General features: G+C 44.4%; 19 protein-coding genes and 2 tRNA genes. 15 read left to right on the top strand and 6 right to left on the bottom strand.

The annotated features are described in order from the left end of the window. From NTX75_17835 to NTX75_17825, 3 genes are all read left to right on the top strand, one after another. The coding region (locus NTX75_17835) for a glycosyltransferase family 4 protein (GenBank protein ID MCX5818078.1) at positions 1-649 on the top strand (649 nt) is incomplete at its 5' end. Positions 650-785: 136 nt separating this feature from the next. Then, a complete protein-coding gene (locus tag NTX75_17830) occupies positions 786-1,610 on the top strand; it encodes a glycosyltransferase family 4 protein (GenBank protein MCX5818077.1) in 825 nt (274 codons plus the stop codon). Then, positions 1,555-1,881, top strand: coding sequence for a glycosyltransferase (locus NTX75_17825; GenBank protein MCX5818076.1), 327 nt, complete (start codon positions 1,555-1,557; stop codon positions 1,879-1,881). The genes NTX75_17830 and NTX75_17825 overlap by 56 nt, the downstream gene beginning before the upstream one ends. Here NTX75_17825 and NTX75_17820 read toward each other — a convergent pair. Next, positions 1,871-2,458 (bottom strand): carbonic anhydrase, encoded by a 588-nt coding sequence (locus NTX75_17820; protein ID MCX5818075.1) that lies wholly within the window; start codon positions 2,456-2,458, stop codon positions 1,871-1,873. The two genes, NTX75_17825 and NTX75_17820, sit on opposite strands and share 11 nt — an antisense overlap. Before the next feature lie 210 nt (positions 2,459-2,668). Here NTX75_17820 and acs point away from each other — a divergent pair, with 210 nt between their 5' ends. From acs to NTX75_17800, 4 genes are all read left to right on the top strand, one after another. Then, positions 2,669-4,657, top strand: coding sequence for an acetate--CoA ligase (gene acs / locus NTX75_17815; protein ID MCX5818074.1), 1,989 nt, complete (start codon positions 2,669-2,671; stop codon positions 4,655-4,657). Between the two features lie 174 nt (positions 4,658-4,831). Beyond that, complete coding sequence (locus tag NTX75_17810; GenBank protein ID MCX5818073.1) at positions 4,832-5,254, top strand: NUDIX domain-containing protein; 423 nt, start codon at positions 4,832-4,834, stop codon at positions 5,252-5,254. 16 nt (positions 5,255-5,270) lie between these two features. Next, entirely contained in the window at positions 5,271-5,663 is a 393-nt protein-coding gene (locus tag NTX75_17805) for a DUF1311 domain-containing protein (protein ID MCX5818072.1), read from the top strand. A gap of 259 nt (positions 5,664-5,922) precedes the next feature. Next, positions 5,923-7,437 (top strand): sigma-70 family RNA polymerase sigma factor, encoded by a 1,515-nt coding sequence (locus tag NTX75_17800; GenBank protein ID MCX5818071.1) that lies wholly within the window; start codon positions 5,923-5,925, stop codon positions 7,435-7,437. 27 nt (positions 7,438-7,464) lie between these two features. On the opposite strand, the gene NTX75_17795 is transcribed toward NTX75_17800, so the two are convergent. Continuing rightward, positions 7,465-7,800, bottom strand: a complete 336-nt coding sequence (locus tag NTX75_17795) for a hypothetical protein (protein MCX5818070.1) — start codon at positions 7,798-7,800, stop codon at positions 7,465-7,467. Between the two features lie 151 nt (positions 7,801-7,951). Between NTX75_17795 and NTX75_17790 the strand changes: the two genes are divergently transcribed. The 3 genes from NTX75_17790 (at position 7,952) to NTX75_17780 (ending at position 10,709) form a co-directional block, all read left to right on the top strand. Then, on the top strand, positions 7,952-8,917 hold the full coding sequence (locus tag NTX75_17790; protein ID MCX5818069.1) for a hypothetical protein: 966 nt from the start codon (positions 7,952-7,954) through the stop codon (positions 8,915-8,917). A 120-nt stretch (positions 8,918-9,037) separates the two neighbouring features. Then, positions 9,038-10,588 (top strand): fused MFS/spermidine synthase, encoded by a 1,551-nt coding sequence (locus NTX75_17785; GenBank protein ID MCX5818068.1) that lies wholly within the window; start codon positions 9,038-9,040, stop codon positions 10,586-10,588. A gap of 45 nt (positions 10,589-10,633) precedes the next feature. Next, positions 10,634-10,709, top strand: a tRNA-Gly gene (locus NTX75_17780). A 119-nt stretch (positions 10,710-10,828) separates the two neighbouring features. Here the strand turns inward: NTX75_17780 and NTX75_17775 are convergent. After that, a complete protein-coding gene (locus tag NTX75_17775; GenBank protein MCX5818067.1) occupies positions 10,829-11,485 on the bottom strand; it encodes a cysteine hydrolase in 657 nt (218 codons plus the stop codon). A gap of 136 nt (positions 11,486-11,621) precedes the next feature. Between NTX75_17775 and NTX75_17770 the strand changes: the two genes are divergently transcribed. The 5 genes from NTX75_17770 (at position 11,622) to NTX75_17750 (ending at position 16,053) form a co-directional block, all read left to right on the top strand. Further along, positions 11,622-12,008: a pyridoxamine 5'-phosphate oxidase family protein gene (locus NTX75_17770; protein MCX5818066.1), complete on the top strand. Its 387-nt coding sequence runs from the start codon at positions 11,622-11,624 to the stop codon at positions 12,006-12,008. 122 nt (positions 12,009-12,130) lie between these two features. After that, positions 12,131-13,828 carry a glutamine--tRNA ligase/YqeY domain fusion protein gene (locus NTX75_17765; GenBank protein ID MCX5818065.1) on the top strand — a complete coding sequence of 566 codons (1,698 nt, stop codon included), beginning with the start codon at positions 12,131-12,133 and terminating at the stop codon, positions 13,826-13,828. Continuing rightward, entirely contained in the window at positions 13,803-14,633 is an 831-nt protein-coding gene (locus tag NTX75_17760; protein ID MCX5818064.1) for a metallophosphoesterase, read from the top strand. Before NTX75_17765 ends, NTX75_17760 begins: the two co-directional genes overlap by 26 nt. A gap of 330 nt (positions 14,634-14,963) precedes the next feature. Then, positions 14,964-15,332: a 6-carboxytetrahydropterin synthase QueD gene (gene queD, locus NTX75_17755; GenBank protein ID MCX5818063.1), complete on the top strand. Its 369-nt coding sequence runs from the start codon at positions 14,964-14,966 to the stop codon at positions 15,330-15,332. Positions 15,333-15,405: 73 nt separating this feature from the next. Beyond that, positions 15,406-16,053, top strand: a complete 648-nt coding sequence (locus NTX75_17750) for a radical SAM protein (protein ID MCX5818062.1) — start codon at positions 15,406-15,408, stop codon at positions 16,051-16,053. A 209-nt stretch (positions 16,054-16,262) separates the two neighbouring features. Here NTX75_17750 and NTX75_17745 read toward each other — a convergent pair whose 3' ends face one another. The 3 genes from NTX75_17745 to NTX75_17735 form a co-directional block, all read right to left on the bottom strand. Further along, positions 16,263-16,862 carry a hypothetical protein gene (locus NTX75_17745; protein ID MCX5818061.1) on the bottom strand — a complete coding sequence of 200 codons (600 nt, stop codon included), beginning with the start codon at positions 16,860-16,862 and terminating at the stop codon, positions 16,263-16,265. Between the two features lie 165 nt (positions 16,863-17,027). After that, positions 17,028-17,222: a hypothetical protein gene (locus tag NTX75_17740; GenBank protein MCX5818060.1), complete on the bottom strand. Its 195-nt coding sequence runs from the start codon at positions 17,220-17,222 to the stop codon at positions 17,028-17,030. A gap of 396 nt (positions 17,223-17,618) precedes the next feature. Next, positions 17,619-17,692: transfer RNA gene (locus NTX75_17735), tRNA-Gln, on the bottom strand. Between the last annotated feature and the right edge of the window lie 10 nt (positions 17,693-17,702).

The raw sequence follows: 17,702 nt of genomic DNA, 5'->3' as shown, positions 1-17,702 counted from the left end.
CTTCCCCGTTGAGAGAACCAGTGTTGTTCCACCGGGAATTACGCCATACGAAGGACCCGTAAAAAACATGCGAAACGAATTCGGCCTCCATGAGGATGAATTGGTAATCGGAGTAATAGGACGCCTCAAGCCTGACCGCGGATACGATGTAATCCTCAAGGCCTTTAAGCAGATCAAAGAACGTGTGGGGCAAGTGAAGCTCATCATTGTGGGGCGAAGCTCCCAGGTGGAGAAGAGCATAAAGCGGCCCCTTTTAGAATTGGGGCTTGAAGACGATGTAATCCTTGCCGGGTACAGAGTAGACGATTATTTCTCCATGATTGCCCTGTTTGACCTTTTTATCATGATGAGGGCAGGAAGCGACGGGAGTGCACGAGCGCTCCGGGAAGTAATGGCCATGGGAAAACCGGCCATAGTCTCAGACATGGGAATGCTCCCTGAGCTTGTAGAAGACGGCAAAACAGGATATGTCGTAAAGCTTGAAGAATACGGGCTTGCTGAAAAGATGGAAGCAATCCTTACGGATAAACAAAGAAGAAGCACCTTCGGTATGAACGCGAAAAAGACTGCCCTGGAGCAATGGAACTATGGTCAACAGGCAAAGAGGATGGAAGACTTTTATCAAAAACTACTGGCATTAAAACCATGAAATGAACTACCCCGCGGCAAGCCGCGGGGTATCAAAGGCGAGACAACAACATGTAATGAATCACCCCGCAGTAAGTTGCGGGGCAAACCATCCCGAAGCAAGCTTCGGGGTATGAACCCGCGGGGCAATCACCTCAATGAAAATTGGATTAGCCATATATAACTTTGACCCGAAAAAAGGCGGGGCTGAGCGTTATGCCTATGACCTTTCCTCGAACCTCGTCAAAAGAGGGCATGAGGTATTCGTCTTCTGTTCCCATGGAATAGAGGTGCCTGGGATACACCTTGTAAAAATGAATACCGCAACCTTTCCGAGGTGGCTCAGGACGCTTTCTTTTGCCCTCAATCATAAAAAATCACTGAAAACTGTCCCTGTGGACGTCATGCTGGGTTTCGGAAACACGTTTGAGCTGGACGTGTATCAAAGTCATGGCGGTGTGCAAAAGGTCTGGATGGAGAGAGAGATCGCAAGCTATGATGACCCGAAAGAGCGCAGGCTCAAGGCAATCCTGTTAAAAAATAATATAAACCAGAAAATCCAGGAATGGATCGCAGAATACCCCATACGAAAAAAAATGTACCGGAAAATCGTGGCTATCTCCGATATGGTTAAAACCCATATGGCAGCACATTACAACCTTGGCGATGATGACTTTCACATCGTATATAACGGCGTGGATACAGAAAGGTTCACGCCGGCAAAAACACAACCGGCGGGAAATCTAAAAATCCTTTTTTCGGCCGGCAATTTCCGGCTTAAAGGCCTCCACCCGCTCCTTCTTGCGCTCGGTGAGTTCTCAAGGGAAAGGAAGGATTTTCACCTTTTTATCATGGGAAGAGGGAAAAAGGAACGCTATCAAGGATTAATCCGGGATTTGAGCATGTCCAAACTCGTAACCTTTCTCGGTGAACAGGCTTCGCCTGAGACTGTTTACAGGGAATCGCACTCCCACATTTTATGATGCCTGCTCCCTCACCACCATGGAATCTATGGCATCAGGGCTTCCCACAATTACAACGAAATGGAACGGAGCCTCGACCCTCATATCTGAAAATGAAGGATATGTAATCGATGAGCCCCGCAACGTTTCTCAATTAGCCGCAGCTATCAAGTCCCTCTTCAATGAAAACCTGCGGAACACAATGGGGAAAAAGTCAAGGCAGAAGATCGAAGGCTACACCATAGAGAAAAATGTCGACGAGATGGAGAAGATACTTTCCGCTACGCTATAATATCAACCTTTCCCGTTTCTATGTCGTAATAGGCGCCCGCTATCTTTATTGCGCCCTGCTCTAATGCCTTCTCGAGAATCGGCTTCGACGATTTAATCTTTTCAACAACAAGCTCAACGTTCGCCCTGATCGCATTGTCCGTCAAATCCCCTGATTGTGCCTTTGCCTTCTCGACAGCCGGGGCAATCGTTTTTACAATACTCCCGATATGGCCGTGCGCTTCTCCGCCCTGAACAGTGGCTGTTACAGCGCCACACTTCCCATGACCAAGGACAACAACAAGCGGAGTGCCAAGATGGTCAACTGCATACTCGATGCTCCCCAGGGCTATGTCATCGACGATATTACCTGCCACGCGGATTACAAAAAGGTCGCCGAGCCCCTGGTCAAAAATGATTTCCGGTGGGATCCGGGAATCAGAACAGCCCACGATAACAGCAAAAGGTTTCTGCCCTTTTGATACCTCGTTGCGGCGCTCTGCCGTCTGGTTGGGATGAGTGAGCTTTGAGCCAACGAAACGTTTGTTTCCATCTGCTAATTTTTGCAGCGCCCCTTGTATTGATTGATTGTCCGACATGATGATCTCCCTCAGTATTATTTTGCTCTATATTATAAAAATTCACGATCAATCATCAAGTGTTTTGTGAATAACGTGTACATGTCAAAACATTATATTATTGTGAAAATATTAACAAGATTTTATTGACAACATATACAGGTATGTTTATAATTATGCGTTTAGCGGAAAATTATTAGCACAATCCAATATTAAATCAGGAGGTTGAGTATGGCAGTAATTAAGGAAGAAAACAACAAGTATTACCCACCAAAGGAATTCGTCGAACAGGCGTATGTCAACAGCCGGGAACAGTATGAAAAGATGTGGAAGCAGTCAATTCAGGACCCGGAAACGTTCTGGGGTAACGTAGCGTCAGAATTATTCTGGTATAAGAAGTGGTTGAAAGTAAACAGAGAAGATTTTTCCAAGGGTGAAATCGAATGGTTTATTGGCGGCAAGACCAATATCTCATACAACTGTCTTGACGCTCAGATCGAGAAAGGAAAGGGCGATAAAGTTGCTATTCTTTTCCAGGGCGAGCCCGAAGATGATGTAGTAAAACTTACCTACAAAGAAATGCTGAAACTCGTATCCAGGTTCGCCAACGTCCTGAAGAAGAGGGGCGTGCGGAAAGGCGACAGGGTTGCTATTTATCTTCCCATGATCTGGCAGCTTCCCGTTGCAATGCTCGCATGTGCAAGAATTGGCGCCATCCATACAATCGTTTTCGGCGGTTTCTCTGCTGAAGCGCTTCGTGACAGGATCCTCGACGCCGGCGCAAAGGTTCTTATCACTGCAAACGGTTACTGGCGTTCTGGCAAAAATGTGAGCTCCAAGGCAAATGCCGATATCGCATGTGACTCCTGTGCAGCACAGGGCCATACTGTTGACAAGGTTATCGTAGTAAAGAGACTTGAGAAATTTGATGTGCCTATGAAGGCAGGAAGAGATGTCTGGTTTGAAGAGGAACTGGCAGCATCCGACATCAGCGATGAATGTCCTGCAGAGCAGATGGATGCGGAAGACCCGTTGTTCATCCTTTACACATCCGGTTCTACAGGCAAACCAAAAGGCGTGCTCCATACCACCGGCGGCTACATGACCTATGTCTATGCCTCATTCAAATACATTTTTGACTACAAAGACAAAGATATATTTTTCTGTACCGCAGATATCGGCTGGGTTACTGGTCACTCCTATATCGTGTACGGACCAATGTGCAACGGCGCTACATCCATCGTCTTCGAGTCCGTTCCTACATTCCCGAACCCTGACAGGTTCTGGCAGATGGTCGAGAAGTTTAAAGTCACTACCTTCTACACCGCACCGACCGCAATCAGGGCACTTATGAAAGACGGCGAGAAATGGCCTCAGGGCAGAGATATGTCCTCCCTGAGACTGCTCGGCTCCGTTGGCGAACCCATCAACCCTGAGGCATGGCTCTGGTACCACAAGTACGTGGGCGGAGAGAGATGCCCCATCGCTGATACCTGGTGGCAGACCGAGACAGGCGGCATCCTCATCACCCCGCTTCCCGGCGCATGGCCGACAATACCGGGCTATGCAACGCTGCCGTTCTTTGGCGTTGAAGCCCGCGCCTTACAGTCAAGATCATCTGCTGACCAGCCGGCAGTAGACGCACCGGTAAATGAACAGGGCGAGCTTTGCATTACACGGTCATGGCCCGGCATGATGAGAGGCGTTTTCGGCGAACCTGAAAGATTCTTCAATACCTACTTTGTGCAGCAGCCAGGCTTCTACTTCTCCGGTGACGGAGCAATAAGGAACGAAGACGGCTATTTCAGGCTCATGGGCCGTATTGACGACGTCGTCAACGTATCCGGTCACAGGATGGGTACTGCAGAAGTCGAGGCAGCCCTCAATTCGTTAACAACAGCAGTTGCAGAGTCAGCAGTTGTCGGTTTCCCGCACGACATTAAGGGTGAAGACCTTTACGCATATATCATTCTGAAAACAGGCGTTGCCGGTGATGATGCACTCAAGAAAGCGCTGGTAGCACACGTCAGAAAAGAGATCGGTCCCATCGCATCTCCCGGCAAGATTCAGTTCGTTTCGGGTCTGCCTAAGACACGTTCCGGCAAGATCATGAGAAGGATTCTGAGAAAGGTTGCAGCCGGCGCGATAGATGAGCTTGGCGATATCACAACCCTTGCCGATCCGTCAATTGTTGATGAGATCGTAAAGGGCAGACAGTAAGATTTACATTGCTTAATCAAAGCCCTCGAGGGAAACCCCCTCGGGGGCTTTTTTATTTGAAACATTCTTCCTGCCATTGAACTGTTATTCTCAGAAGCATACACATCAAGATGCTGCCGCTGAAACACAAAAACAATTGACACTCATTGCTGTAACATCATAGATTGCACTGATATGGGCGATAAGAGACCACAATGCGGACTCATTCTGGAAAACGGGGAAGGGAAGGTTCTTCTTCAACTACGGGACAATAAGCCTGATATTCCCTATCCCAATCGCTGGGGAACATTTGGCGGTCAGATAGAAGAAAAAGAAACCCCTGAAGAAGCCATTAAAAGAGAAATAAGAGAAGAATTGGGATATGAACTTTCTAATCCGGAATACTTTGGCAACTTCCCCTTTGACGGATACAATATTTACATGTACAGAATCATTGACCACAACCTGACACTTGAGGATGTAACAGTCAAAGAGGGGCAGCAAGGCAGGTTCTTTTCTTTGGAAGAGGTCAAAGGTGTTGACTGCGCAGCTAATAGTAAAAAGATTGTCATTGTATATTTTAAGATGTTTCATAAAGCCCATCCGTGGATACTGTGAAAAAGAGGAGGTCAGGATGAACAAGGTTATTTTTTTAGGTACACTGCTATGTATACTTTGCCATGCGTTCCCAATGTCAGCACAGGATTGCAGCAAAGCCGATAATACCCTTTCAATTATTGAATGTCATGAAAAACGATATGAAAAAGCGGACAAAGCATTGAATAAAGTCTATAGAGAAGCCATGAAATCTCTTTCTCCCTTTGCACAGCAAAAGTTGAAAGAATCTCAAAAGACATGGTTGAACTACCGGGATACAGGTCTTGCTTTTGCAATAGAACTCAACAAAGATTTAAGATCGTACGGAAATATTGTGGTTGCCGATTATAAGGCTACAGTCGTGGAAAAGAGAGTATTGGAATTGAGGTATCTTATGCAGGGGCCGGAAGAACCACCGATTAAATGGTAATATGGTATACTCTCATATGCCCATCTGTAAATACTGCGGCAAAGATACGGAAGACCCGAAAACAACAACCAATAAGCCTTTATATGAATTTTGCCGATAACAGTCTATCTCAGAAAAGACATGTGGTGAATTTTCAGTTTACTAAACAATCTTGACGCAAGACAAAATAGGTGTTATATTATATGCATCAATAAATTATGCACATAAATTTGAATGCCCTTTTCCAGCAAAAGGGCATCTTTTTCTTTTGGGGCTGATAATGACAATAAATAATTCTACTGAAGTAAAGCACCTGGTCGACATAGGAATGGAAAAAGGCTTTCTTACGTCCGATGAAATCAACGATTTCCTCCCTCGGAACATCTTTTCTCCCGAAGATATTGAAGACGTATTCGACTTTCTTTCAGAATCTGATATCGACATAGTCGAAACGATACAAGAGAAGGTTAAACCACGCGAGGAAGAGAGCACGGACTGGGGAGAGGCTGAAAAGTTACCTTCAGAAAGAGCCGATAACATAATATGGGCCTATTTAAAGGATATCGGACACGTATCACTCCTCACATCTGATGAAGAATACCAGATAGCAAAAAAGATAGAAGAAGGTGAAAGAACGGCAAAGAATATCTTGTTTGAGTTGCCCCAGGCAGTAAACGAGCTCCTGGAAATCGGTCAGCAACTGAAGGAAGAGACCGTAAACATAGTAGATGTGATCAACAGTATCGACGAAATGAACTATATGCAAAAAGATGAGGAGAAATATAAGAAGAAAACCATATCCTCCATTAAAAACATAAAAACCCTTCACGATAAAAAGGAAGAAATAAGGAAAAAACTGCCGGGAACTGATAAGCCAAGCAGGAAGGAGCTTGAGAAAAATCTGAAGACGGTCGAGAACAAGACAGAAGAAATCCTGCTTAACCTCAAACTCAACAAGAAGATTCTCGTAGAAATTATCAGGAAGATCGCACAGCAGATGAAGTTCATGGACGATGGCGAGGCAAAGATCATAAGGCAGAAATTGGTGAAACTCAGCGAAATTGACGATGGACTGAAGATCGTCAAGAACAGGCTCGTTCAGGCAAACCTGAGACTCGTCATCAATATTGCCAAAAAATACATGAACAGGGGTCTTTCCTTTCTCGACCTTATTCAGGAAGGGAACATGGGCCTCATGAAGGCTGCTGAAAAATATGATTATCAGAAAGGCTACAAGTTTTCTACATACTCAACGTGGTGGATCAGGCAGGCCATAACGAGGGCAATCGCAGATTACGCACGGACCATCAGAGTACCGGTCCATATACTTGAAACCACGAATAAGATCGGCAAGGTTACTGTAGCCCTCTTCCAGGAACTGGGGAGAGAACCGAACCTCGAAGAAATTTCATTGAAAGCCGGCCTTCCCCTGGAGAAAGTCAGAAAGATCATGAAGGTTACCAATGGGACCGTATCAATCGAAACCCCGATCGGAGATGATGACTCCAAACTCGGTGATTTCATCGCAGACCCTAAAGCCCCTTCACCTTTTATGGAGTTCGTAGGTATCTCTCTCAAGGAAGAGATAAGCAAAGTATTGTCAACCCTTACTCCGAGAGAAGAGAAGGTTATCAGGATGAGGCTCGGCATCGGCGAGAAGACCGATTATACTTTGGAAGAAGTTGGTGATGTCTTTGGACTTACCCGTGAACGTATCCGTCAGATCGAGGCCAAAGCCCTGAGAAAACTGCAACACCCGTCAAGACAAAAGAGACTGGAGAGCTTCCAGGAATAAACAAGCTGTGAGCAGCAATTTTCTGTTTTAGCAGTCTACGTGAAAAAACTCTAAAAAGTCTAAAAACAGTTTATCATCTTTTTCATTGCAGATTCTGAAAATAGAGTTCTTATCGTATAAAACAAACACTTTCTCGCCAGCCAATTGAGACCATTTCTTTACTTCAACGACATGCAAAAGTATATTTACAAAATTGAAAAATCTAAGGCTGGAATTGGCAAAATCAATGGTGACATGTTCTGTTTTTTCATTTTCCAAGAGAAAGTTCATTGTAACGTTTAAACTTGCTTTACTCTTTCTGTTTTCCAACTTGATATCAACCGATATTATTTTGGCGAGTACTTTTCTATAGGGGTTTTCCATAGGTACCCTTACTTTATACGAATGTGTATAGTGGATACAAGAGAATTCTCTCAGAACTGGCAGGATAACATAAGAATTCTATTTTTTGATACCGGGGTTCTTCACCATATCCTTCCGTATTTATGGTAGATTATGGTAAATAGAGGGAGCGATGGATTACACGATTAATTCCACGAAAGAATACCATACGGGCCAACTGAACACACTTGGCTGGGAATTAACTGTATGCAATGCCCTCTACCCTGAACAAACGCCGCTTAGGAAGATACTCAGTCGCAACGATTCTTTCGGGCACCTCCTCTATGATTATTTAAGCAACTTCATGCCAATAGAAAGCATTAAAAAGATCATGGAAATCGGCGGCGGGTACGGCTACGTGATGAAGGATTTTCTCGACAGGGATAACTCGCTTCAGCCATGTATGGTAGATATCTCTCCATTCCTTCTCCAAAAACAAAAAGAGACCCTCAGCCAGTACAATGTTTCCTACAGGGAAGAAGATTTTCTGGAGACCGATCCTTCCATTCTAACAGGGTTTGATCTGGCCATCCTGAATGAAAACCTGGGAGATTTTCCGACCCTCACTAATCTGAATCAGGTCATGTTTCAATCATCTGCTAAAATCACAGATCCGACATTGTTGACACTATTTCGTCTCTTTGAAAAATACAAATTTGAATGGCCGGAGGGCGAGGGTTTTAATCTTAACATCGGCGCTATCCAAGCCCTGGAAAGGCTCTGCGCTTCAGGAATCCCATATATTTATCTTGGTGAGCACAGTTGTGAAGCTGGAGTCCCTGAGGCATTGCGGTCTATTGTTCATATTAAATCCACAGGGAACCCGGAGAAAATTTCCCTTATGGGTCATAACGAGTACTCGATCAGATTTTCGCACCTCCAGCAGGTCGCTCATACTTTCAATTACACCTCTATACGCGGCCCCTTCGCCGATTTTCTTTCCTTTGATGTAACGGAAGAACTCCGGTTCATCATGGCATCGCAGGGACGCTTCAGCGATGAGGGAGAAATGATCTGCCAGTTCGTTGAGGATCTCTATAAATATGAATATCTTATCCTCATGAAAAACACATGGAAGGTAAGACCCTGCCTTCCATGAAATGATTTGACAAAGCGCCTGTAATACTATAATTATTAAGGCGCATTCAAATGCTTCGTTTTAAATCGTAGCCAACTAAACCGTGCTACACAATTTAATTTTATGGAGGTTTTTGTATTTATGATTCTTATTGAAGCCTATATTATAATGTTCATAGCAAGTTTCTGCTCATTGGTCATTGAGATGGTTGCAGGCCGTATACTCGCCCCCTTTGTAGGTGTTTCCATTTATACCTGGACAAGCATCATAGGGGTAATCCTTGCGGGGATAAGCATCGGCGCCTATATCGGAGGTAAGCTGGTGGACAGATTTCCCACCCGGAAGACCCTTGGGTGGCTGCTCCTCTTATCAGGCATTGCATCGCTTACCATCATCCCGCTCACCGGTTTAGTGGCAGGATACCGTTTTCCACTCTCCCTCATGCTGCGCATATTTCTCGTCACAACCATTATATTTTTCATACCTGGCTGTATACTTGGAACTATTTCACCTGTAGTAGTGAGGCTTACGCTCAAAGACCTCGATAAAGCAGGGAATGTCATAGGGAAAATATATGCCTTTTCAACATTGGGGGCAATCATCGGCACATTTGCTACCGGTTTTTTCCTGATCTCCTGGATGGGAACAAAAAGTATTATCCTCACCATGGGGATCATATTGATCCTCGCAGCGGTTTTTTCGGGCTCTCTCTTTAAATCAAAAAAGAGTGCCGCCATATTTCTCGTCATCGCCTTCCCTGCCATCTGGGCAATTCATGCGTATCTTTTTAAAATACCTATCTCCGACAAGGCCTACCTGTATAAAGAAAGCGACTACTTTACCATAAAACTGAGCAAAACAACCAGTTCCGACGGTAAAACACCGCTTGAGGCAATGATACTGGACAACCTCATCCATTCCTATGTCAGTCTGGACAACCCAATGCATATCGAATACGAGTACGAAAGGATTTATGCCGATGTATTGAAATGGAAGTTCAAAAAAGATCTGGATTTTAAAAGTCTCACCATCGGGGGGGGCGGCTATACCTTTCCGAGGTATATGGAAGTTTACTACCCCAATGCCCACATTGATGTTGTAGAAATTGATCCTGAAGTGACTAACATAGTGAATAAAAACCTCGGGCTGCCGAAAACCACACGGATCAAGTCTTTTAATGAAGACGGCCGCTGGTATGTAATGAATTGCAAGGAAAAGTATGACCTCGTTTTTACCGACGCCTATAATGACCTTTCCATACCCTATCATTTAACAACAAAGGAATTTGCCGAACAGATCAAGGGGGTCATGAATCCCGGTGGTATATTGATGTCCAACATTATCGATAATTTTCAAAAAGGAGCCTTTCTTCCGTCATATATGAAAACCTTGCGTGAAGTCTTCGGACAGAAAAATGTGTACCTCATTTCGGTAAGCCCTGACTTCGAAAATACCCGCATCAGCACTTTTATCGTGTTAGCCGGAAAAGGCAATATCGATATTGAAGACTTTAAAACACATATTAAAGGCCGACTGGGAGGTCGTGCCACATCAGCAGTTGTGCCTGAAAACCTCATGCAGGAATTCATTAACAAAAGGTATTCGATTATTATTACCGATGACCATGCACCTGTTGACAACCTCGTAGCCCCTGTTTTTGAAGAGAGATTCGGCTATAACAGGAAAAGCTGAAAAATATTGATTTAGCGTTTCAAATCCTTTAATATTATACACAATGCGGGCATAACTCAGTTGGTAGAGTGCAAGCTTCCCAAGCTTGATGTCGCGGGTTCGAGCCCCGTTGCCCGCTCCATTTAACTCCTTAAAACTGTCCTTGCCTTTACACAACCATAACAAAGACGGGAATCCCTAATACCCCTTAAGGAACGGTTTCAACCTGACCGACAGAAGGGCTGTGGCTCGTTGAATTCCTTAATACTTTATGAGGTCAATCGTTGTCAATACCGTCAGGGCAGAGACTCTGGGGGCATTTACCATGTGCCATGCCACATACTGTTCGGGATAGGTGCTTTCGGCAGACATCCCGTCAACAGGGACAATTACCTGCATACCCCTCAGGGCTGCCCCGCTTGCTGTATACAGAACTGCACCATGGGCTGCTGTTCCCACGGCAATTACTGTTTTAATGCCCTTCTCCTTAAGGATTTTCTCGATATCGGTTCCAAGAAATTTATCCGGCCCCGACGTGACAACAGGTTCCCTGGCAAGGGGGGCAAGTTCTTTGGCGATATCTGTCACTGCTGCCCCCGGCGAGAGGCTGAAAATCACGTAAACCCCTTTTGCGCGGGCTTCAGTAAGGAGTTTCTTTACCTTGGGGATTGAAGCAATACAGCGTGGACGCCTTTCGTCATTACATGTCTGTTTGTTGAAATCCAGCATCAGTAAGGCCGTTGCCTTCGGATCTATTGTAACGGACTTTAATTCCGGTTTGGCCGGGGCCTTCACTGTGTTCCATTCTTCAATGATATTCTGGGCGGACAGAGGATTGTGGAGAAACAGGATTAAACCGATGAAACAACAAACAAGGAGAAAACCATACCAATAAACGCTTTTCTGTGTCTTTTTCATATCCATCTCCTTTTTCACGATACTATCACAAAAGAATAAAACTATGCAGCAGCCGTTCCAAATTCATCATGCTTTTAATTTACCACTACACATAGAATCTTGCTATAATAAGTACAAATTCTACAGGAGGACAAAGATGAATCTCAGTGAATATTTTGAAAATGCAACCGGCCGCGGCGTATTGGCAACGGCAGACTCACAGGGCAAAGTAGATGTAGCTGTCTATTCAAGACCTCACTTCATTGATGAGGAAACCGTCGCATATATCATGACCGAACGCCTGACCCATGAAAACCTCCAATCGAACCCCCATGCTGCATATATTTTTATGGAGGCCGGAGAAAAATTTGCCGGTAAAAGATTATACCTTACCAGGATAAAAGAAGAAACTGACCTGGAGGTCATTGCAAAAATAAGGTGGAGAAAATCCTACACGGTGCCCGAAAATCAGCAAAACGAAAAACGATATCTTGTCTACTTCCATATAGATAAAGTATTGCCGTTGATTGGTGACAGCAAATAACGATGCATGTGACAGGCGTCCCTTTTCTTGCAAGAGAGAGATGCTTATGGTAAAAAATTGCATATCTTAAACAAGCCGGTTTCTTCACCGTGAACCGTGAACCAACTTAAAGGAGCTTTATAATGACACAACCGGATGTTTCAGCGCCAACCGATTTCATTCGTGAAATTATCGATGATCATTTAAAAACAAACAAACACGGCGGGCGTGTTGCTACCCGTTTTCCTCCGGAGCCGAACGGCTATCTCCACATCGGGCATGCCAAATCAATCTGCCTGAATTTTGGGATTGCTGCACAATATAAAGGGACGTGCAACCTGAGGATGGATGATACCGATCCTGCCGGTGAATCTCTGGAGTATGTCGAATCAATCATAAACGATGTTCGCTGGCTCGGGTTCGACTGGGATAAGCGCCTCTTTTATGCCTCTGACTACTTTGAGCAACTCTATCAGTTTGCAGTCAAGCTTATCGGGATTGGCAAGGCTTATGTCTGCAGTTTGAGCGCAGATGAAATCAGGGAATACCGCGGAACGCTTACCGTGCCGGGCAGAGAAAGTCCTTACCGGATGCGCCCTATCGAGGAGAATCTTGATTTGTTTGCCCGCATGCGTGCCGGTGAATTCAAGGACGGGGCACATGTGCTTCGCGCTAAAATCGATATGTCTTCTCCCAATGTTGTCATGCGCGATCCCGTCATATACCGCATCAAACAGGCACCCCACTATCGGACAGGCAACGAATGGGTCATCTACCCCATGTATGACTTTGCCCACTGCCTTTCAGATTCCATCGAGAGAATCACCCATTCAATCTGTACCCTTGAGTTTGAAAATAACCGCCCTTTGTATGATTGGATTGTTAATCAATTGATTGAAAATAACCGCCCCAACCAGATTGAATTCGCCCGCCTCAATCTCAGCTATACAATTCTCAGCAAGCGGAAGCTCATCGAATTAGTTGAAAACAGGCACGTGACAGGCTGGGATGATCCACGCATGCCCACCGTAGCGGGAATGAAAAGACGCGGCTACATGCCGGAGTCAATCAGAACATTTTGCGCAAAAATCGGTGTAGCGAAGAATGAAAATCTTGTCGATATTTCTCTTCTTGAGCATTGTGTCCGTGATGATTTGAATGAACAGACACCGCGGGCAATGGGGGTTTTGCGGCCCCTCCGCGTTGTAATCAATAACTACCCCGAAGGACAGGCAGAGGAATTTGAATGTGCCAATCACCCCCAGAATCCTGATATGGGGACACGGAAGGTTCCCTTTTCTAAGATACTTTATATTGAACAAGACGACTTTGATGAAAACCCTCCGAAGAAGTACAAACGTCTTGGCCCGGGAAGGGAAGTTCGTCTCCGCAATGCCTATGTTATCAAATACGAGGGTATGGTCAAAGACGAGAAAACCGGTGAAATTGTGGAGTTGCATTGCACATATGATCCGGAGACACGAAACGGGCCGCCACTGGATGGACGGAAGGTTGAAGGGGTCATCCACTGGGTATCGGCAGAACATGCGGTACCCGCGGAAGTACGGTTGTACGACCGCCTTTTTCAGGTCGCTGATCCGGCAAGTATCGGGGATGACCTCGCAAAAAACCTGAATTCCGGGTCTCTGGAAACCCTTACCTCCTGCTATGTGGAGTCGTGTCTGAAAGATGCAGCACCGGGAAACAGGTACCAGTTTGAAAGGCTCGGTTATTTTTGTGTCGATATAAAAGATTCTTTGCCCGGAAAACTCGTATTCAACAGGGTTGTTGCACTTCGTGATTCATGGGGTAAGATTGCCGGTCAGGAAAATAAAAAATAAAACTTTCAGAAGAAGCGGGATAGCGGGCCTTATCGCTCTGTTCCTCTTCCTGTGCCCTCTCTTTGCACAGGCGGAATTGACATCCTTCGCCATTATCAGCGACACGCATACAGGATCAGAGGATTCGGTTTACCCTGCCTTTATCCGGATAGTGGAGAAGCAAAACATAGAGGTTATCATCCATACAGGCGATGCCATCCACAATCCCGGGAGATCAAGCCAGTGGAAAAGGTTCCTTGAGATTACAGGGCCGGATAAAATACTGCACCTTGCACCCGGAAATCACGACATACAGGATAAAAGGTCACTCACAGTATATCTGAAGTTCTTCCCCAAATTGTACTATTCTTTTTCCGATGGAGATACCCTCTTTGTTATGTTGAACACAGAGATTCCCGGCGAGAAGGGGATGATAGCAGGAGAGCAGCTTGCATGGCTTAAGGCCGAACTGGAACGGCCGTTCCGATACAAGTTTGTGTTCCTTCACAGGTCGCTCTTTCCAATTGTGTCACGCCATGGCCTCGACCGGTACAAAACAGCCCGGGATGAGCTTCATCAACTCTTTGTGCAAAAAGGGGTTTCTCTCGTGGTTTCCGGCCACGATCACCTCTATAACCGGTCTATGAAGGAAGGCATTATCTATATCATTGCTGCAGGAAGCGGCGGGCAAAGCCGGTTCTCTGCATTTACAGAAACCGGTTATTATTTCCGTTACATTGTGGGAATCAGAACAGATAATGGTTACTCGTTTATTGTCAGGGACATGCAAGGCGGCACAGGGGATGAGTTCTCTGTGACCCGGTGAATACTTTGTCTCTTTTTTTCTTATCGGCAGGATTTCTGGGCTTAAGAAAGAGATATATCCATAAATTGGTATCTATAAATACCTTATCGGGCATTCCTGAATTCTCTATCGGGCATATGTACCACATCAACAGGTACTGCAATCTTTTCAATCGTTCGTATTGTTTCATTTCCTGTTTATTTTCAATCTCCATAATAACCTTCAAGCGGACCTCCCAAATAACCGATAATCATAGCATGAAGTGCTGAACATTTTAAGGCAAGATAAAATATTATGCGTACATAAATAAAAGTTGCAATTTATATCGTTTAGGTTTAATTTTAATTGAAAATGTACGAAATTTACGTAGAAACCCATTTTTCAGCTGCGCATCACTTAAGGAATTACAAAGGCAAATGTGAAGCACAACATGGACACAATTGGATTGTAGAAGTCTATGTTCAATGTCAATCACTCAATGAGATAGGCATTGGAATAGATTTTAAAGATTTAAAGGATGCTACAAAAGCAGTTTTGGAAGATTTAGACCATAAAGACCTCAACGAAGTACCATCTTTCCGTGAAGAAAACCCTTCTTCAGAAAACATTGCCAAATATTTATACAGAAAATTATCTGAAAGATTGAACGACGGAAATATAAAAGTATCTAAAATCAGGGCATGCGAAACACCGGGAAGTGGTTCGTTCTACTGGGAATAAGCTTTTTTGTATTTTATAAACAAACGCTGCTTCTGACAAACATTTTAAATTTTATGAAATATTGAAAAATATCATGGATACAACTCTAAGGGTTAATGAAATCTTCAAAAGCATCCAGGGAGAATCTACATTTGCCGGATTGCCATGTGTTTTTGTAAGACTTACCGGTTGCAACCTCAGATGTACTTATTGTGATACAACCTATTCATACGAAGAAGGTCAAAACTGGAATATTTCGGGCTTAATTGCAAAAATCCATAAATATAAATCCAAATTGGTGGAAATTACAGGTGGTGAACCACTGTTACAACCAGGAACAAACAAACTTATAAAACAACTCCTCCGAGAAAGATTCGCTGTTTTAATCGAAACAAATGGTAGTTTTGATATCAGTGCTATCCATAAAAAAGCTACTATAATTATGGACATCAAATGCCCAGGGAGTGGAATGAGCAAGAAAAACCTATGGGCTAATGTTGATCATTTAAAACATAGCGACGAGGTAAAATTTGTAATAAGCGACAAAAAAGATTTTTCATGGGCTAAATATAAGATGAAAAAATTCAATCTTCCTCAGCGTTGCAAGGTTCTTTTCTCCACTGTGCATGGAAAGTTAGAACCCCGTGAACTTGCAGAGTGGATATTGTCCGATAACCTTCAAGCGAGATTCCAGTTACAAATACATAAATATATATGGGAACCTGACAGGAGGGGTGTGTAAACAAAGGTGCCGTAGTACTCACAAGTGATAGAACCATTCGCGGACAAACTTCATGGGAGTAACGGTTTTTTAACGGATGTTCCACCTGCGGATTGCGAAAAGCTATTCAAAGTTCAATGTTTTCTGATTGCCATTCACTGCATTTCATATTTTTTGCCTTTTTAACTATTCACTATCTACTATTCACTATTCACTATTCACTGCCTTTTTCACACCTGAGGGGGCTTTTTCTTGCCCGGCGCAGGCATTGGTGCAATCGGTATCCGCAGTTCCACTAAAGCACAGAAAACCCGCAGCTCATCAAGAAGCGTCTCAAGGCCAGGTCGTGTGTATTTTGTGGCGCCCATCTCAATGTGTGACTCTATGGATCGTAAGCTGGTAACCTGCCTTGTCATAGATGGGAGCTTTATGATGCCCGGGTCCGGTTTGACCTTCTTGTACGCTGTGAGCATGGTCTGTAGGGTGGCATTGGTAACGGGCGTCTTTATTATATCCGTGAATATCTTCATAAGATCCGGACATTCGAGGTTCGCAGCGAAGAGGTACCCTTGGGAAACGGGGAGGTTTCCTGCCCGGATTTCGGCTTGAATCTCAGGAGAAAGTTTTAAAAGTAAAATTGTGCGATGCAGCGTCCGTATTGACTTCCCGGAGATTTCGAGAGTCATAGCAACTGTTGCTATGAATTCCTGGGAAGCGTATTCTGGTTCACGTATGACCTTCATCAGCTCATTCATCACCCCATCCACATCATAGCTTTTATCGGGATGTTTCGCCTGAATATATGCCAATATCCCTTTCGCCTGATCCATGGGAGGATGAGCATAGAGCGTAGGGAGGAAAGGGTGAGAGGTGAAAACTGGGCACAAATTACGAATTACAGTACGAATTACAGCTCTTAACGATGTACGAATTACGGCCTTTAACGAATCACGGAATTTAAGACACCCCGGTACACTAAGAATTTATTAGCGAGTTCAGGAGCGAGAGGGGGTGGCTCCATTGGCTTTGCCAGTGGAGGGGGTGACGTGAGCCCCGACAATGGATTCCATAAGGGACTTAAAGGACTCACTCTCCGTATCGATGCTTGACCTGATCTGTTCCTCCACTATAATGTCTTCCAGAGGCAGGTACATAAATTCGGGACTACCACTCTTTTCCTGTTCGGTCATTCTTCATCCTCCTTGCACTGTGGACATAGTGGCGTACTTCTCTTATACGGTTCTAAATAAATGTGGATTTCTGTATCAGCAAGAGAGGTATCAGTTATTTTGTACCCTGGAATAGTGAAGAGTTTTTTGGTAGATGCATCGGTTACTCCCTGGTATTCGTGGTTGGCGGACCAAAGATATGCCAGTTTTCATTGTAACCGGTGCGTTTTGTTTATTGGTATATAATTACAGCGAGTTATAGAGAATATTGCACTTTATTTAAGAAAGAACCAAATATTAGCCCTTTGATTCCAAAAATACAAATAGTTTTTAAAGTATCTCATTTGTAATGGTAGCTATAGGTTAGCACTGAGTTTTTAGAGTTTGTGAAATGTCTTGTAAGTTATTGGATTTACTTGGCTGGGAGACAAGGATTTGAACCTTGATTCACGGAGTCAGAGTCCGTTGTCCTGCCGTTGAACGATCTCCCAATTGAATATT

Source organism: Pseudomonadota bacterium (genome assembly GCA_026388315.1).
In the GTDB taxonomy this organism is placed as follows: Bacteria; Desulfobacterota; Syntrophorhabdia; order Syntrophorhabdales; family Syntrophorhabdaceae; genus MWEV01.
The sequence above is the reverse complement of the archived record's forward strand: the minus strand, read 5'-3'. Positions and strand labels throughout refer to the sequence as shown.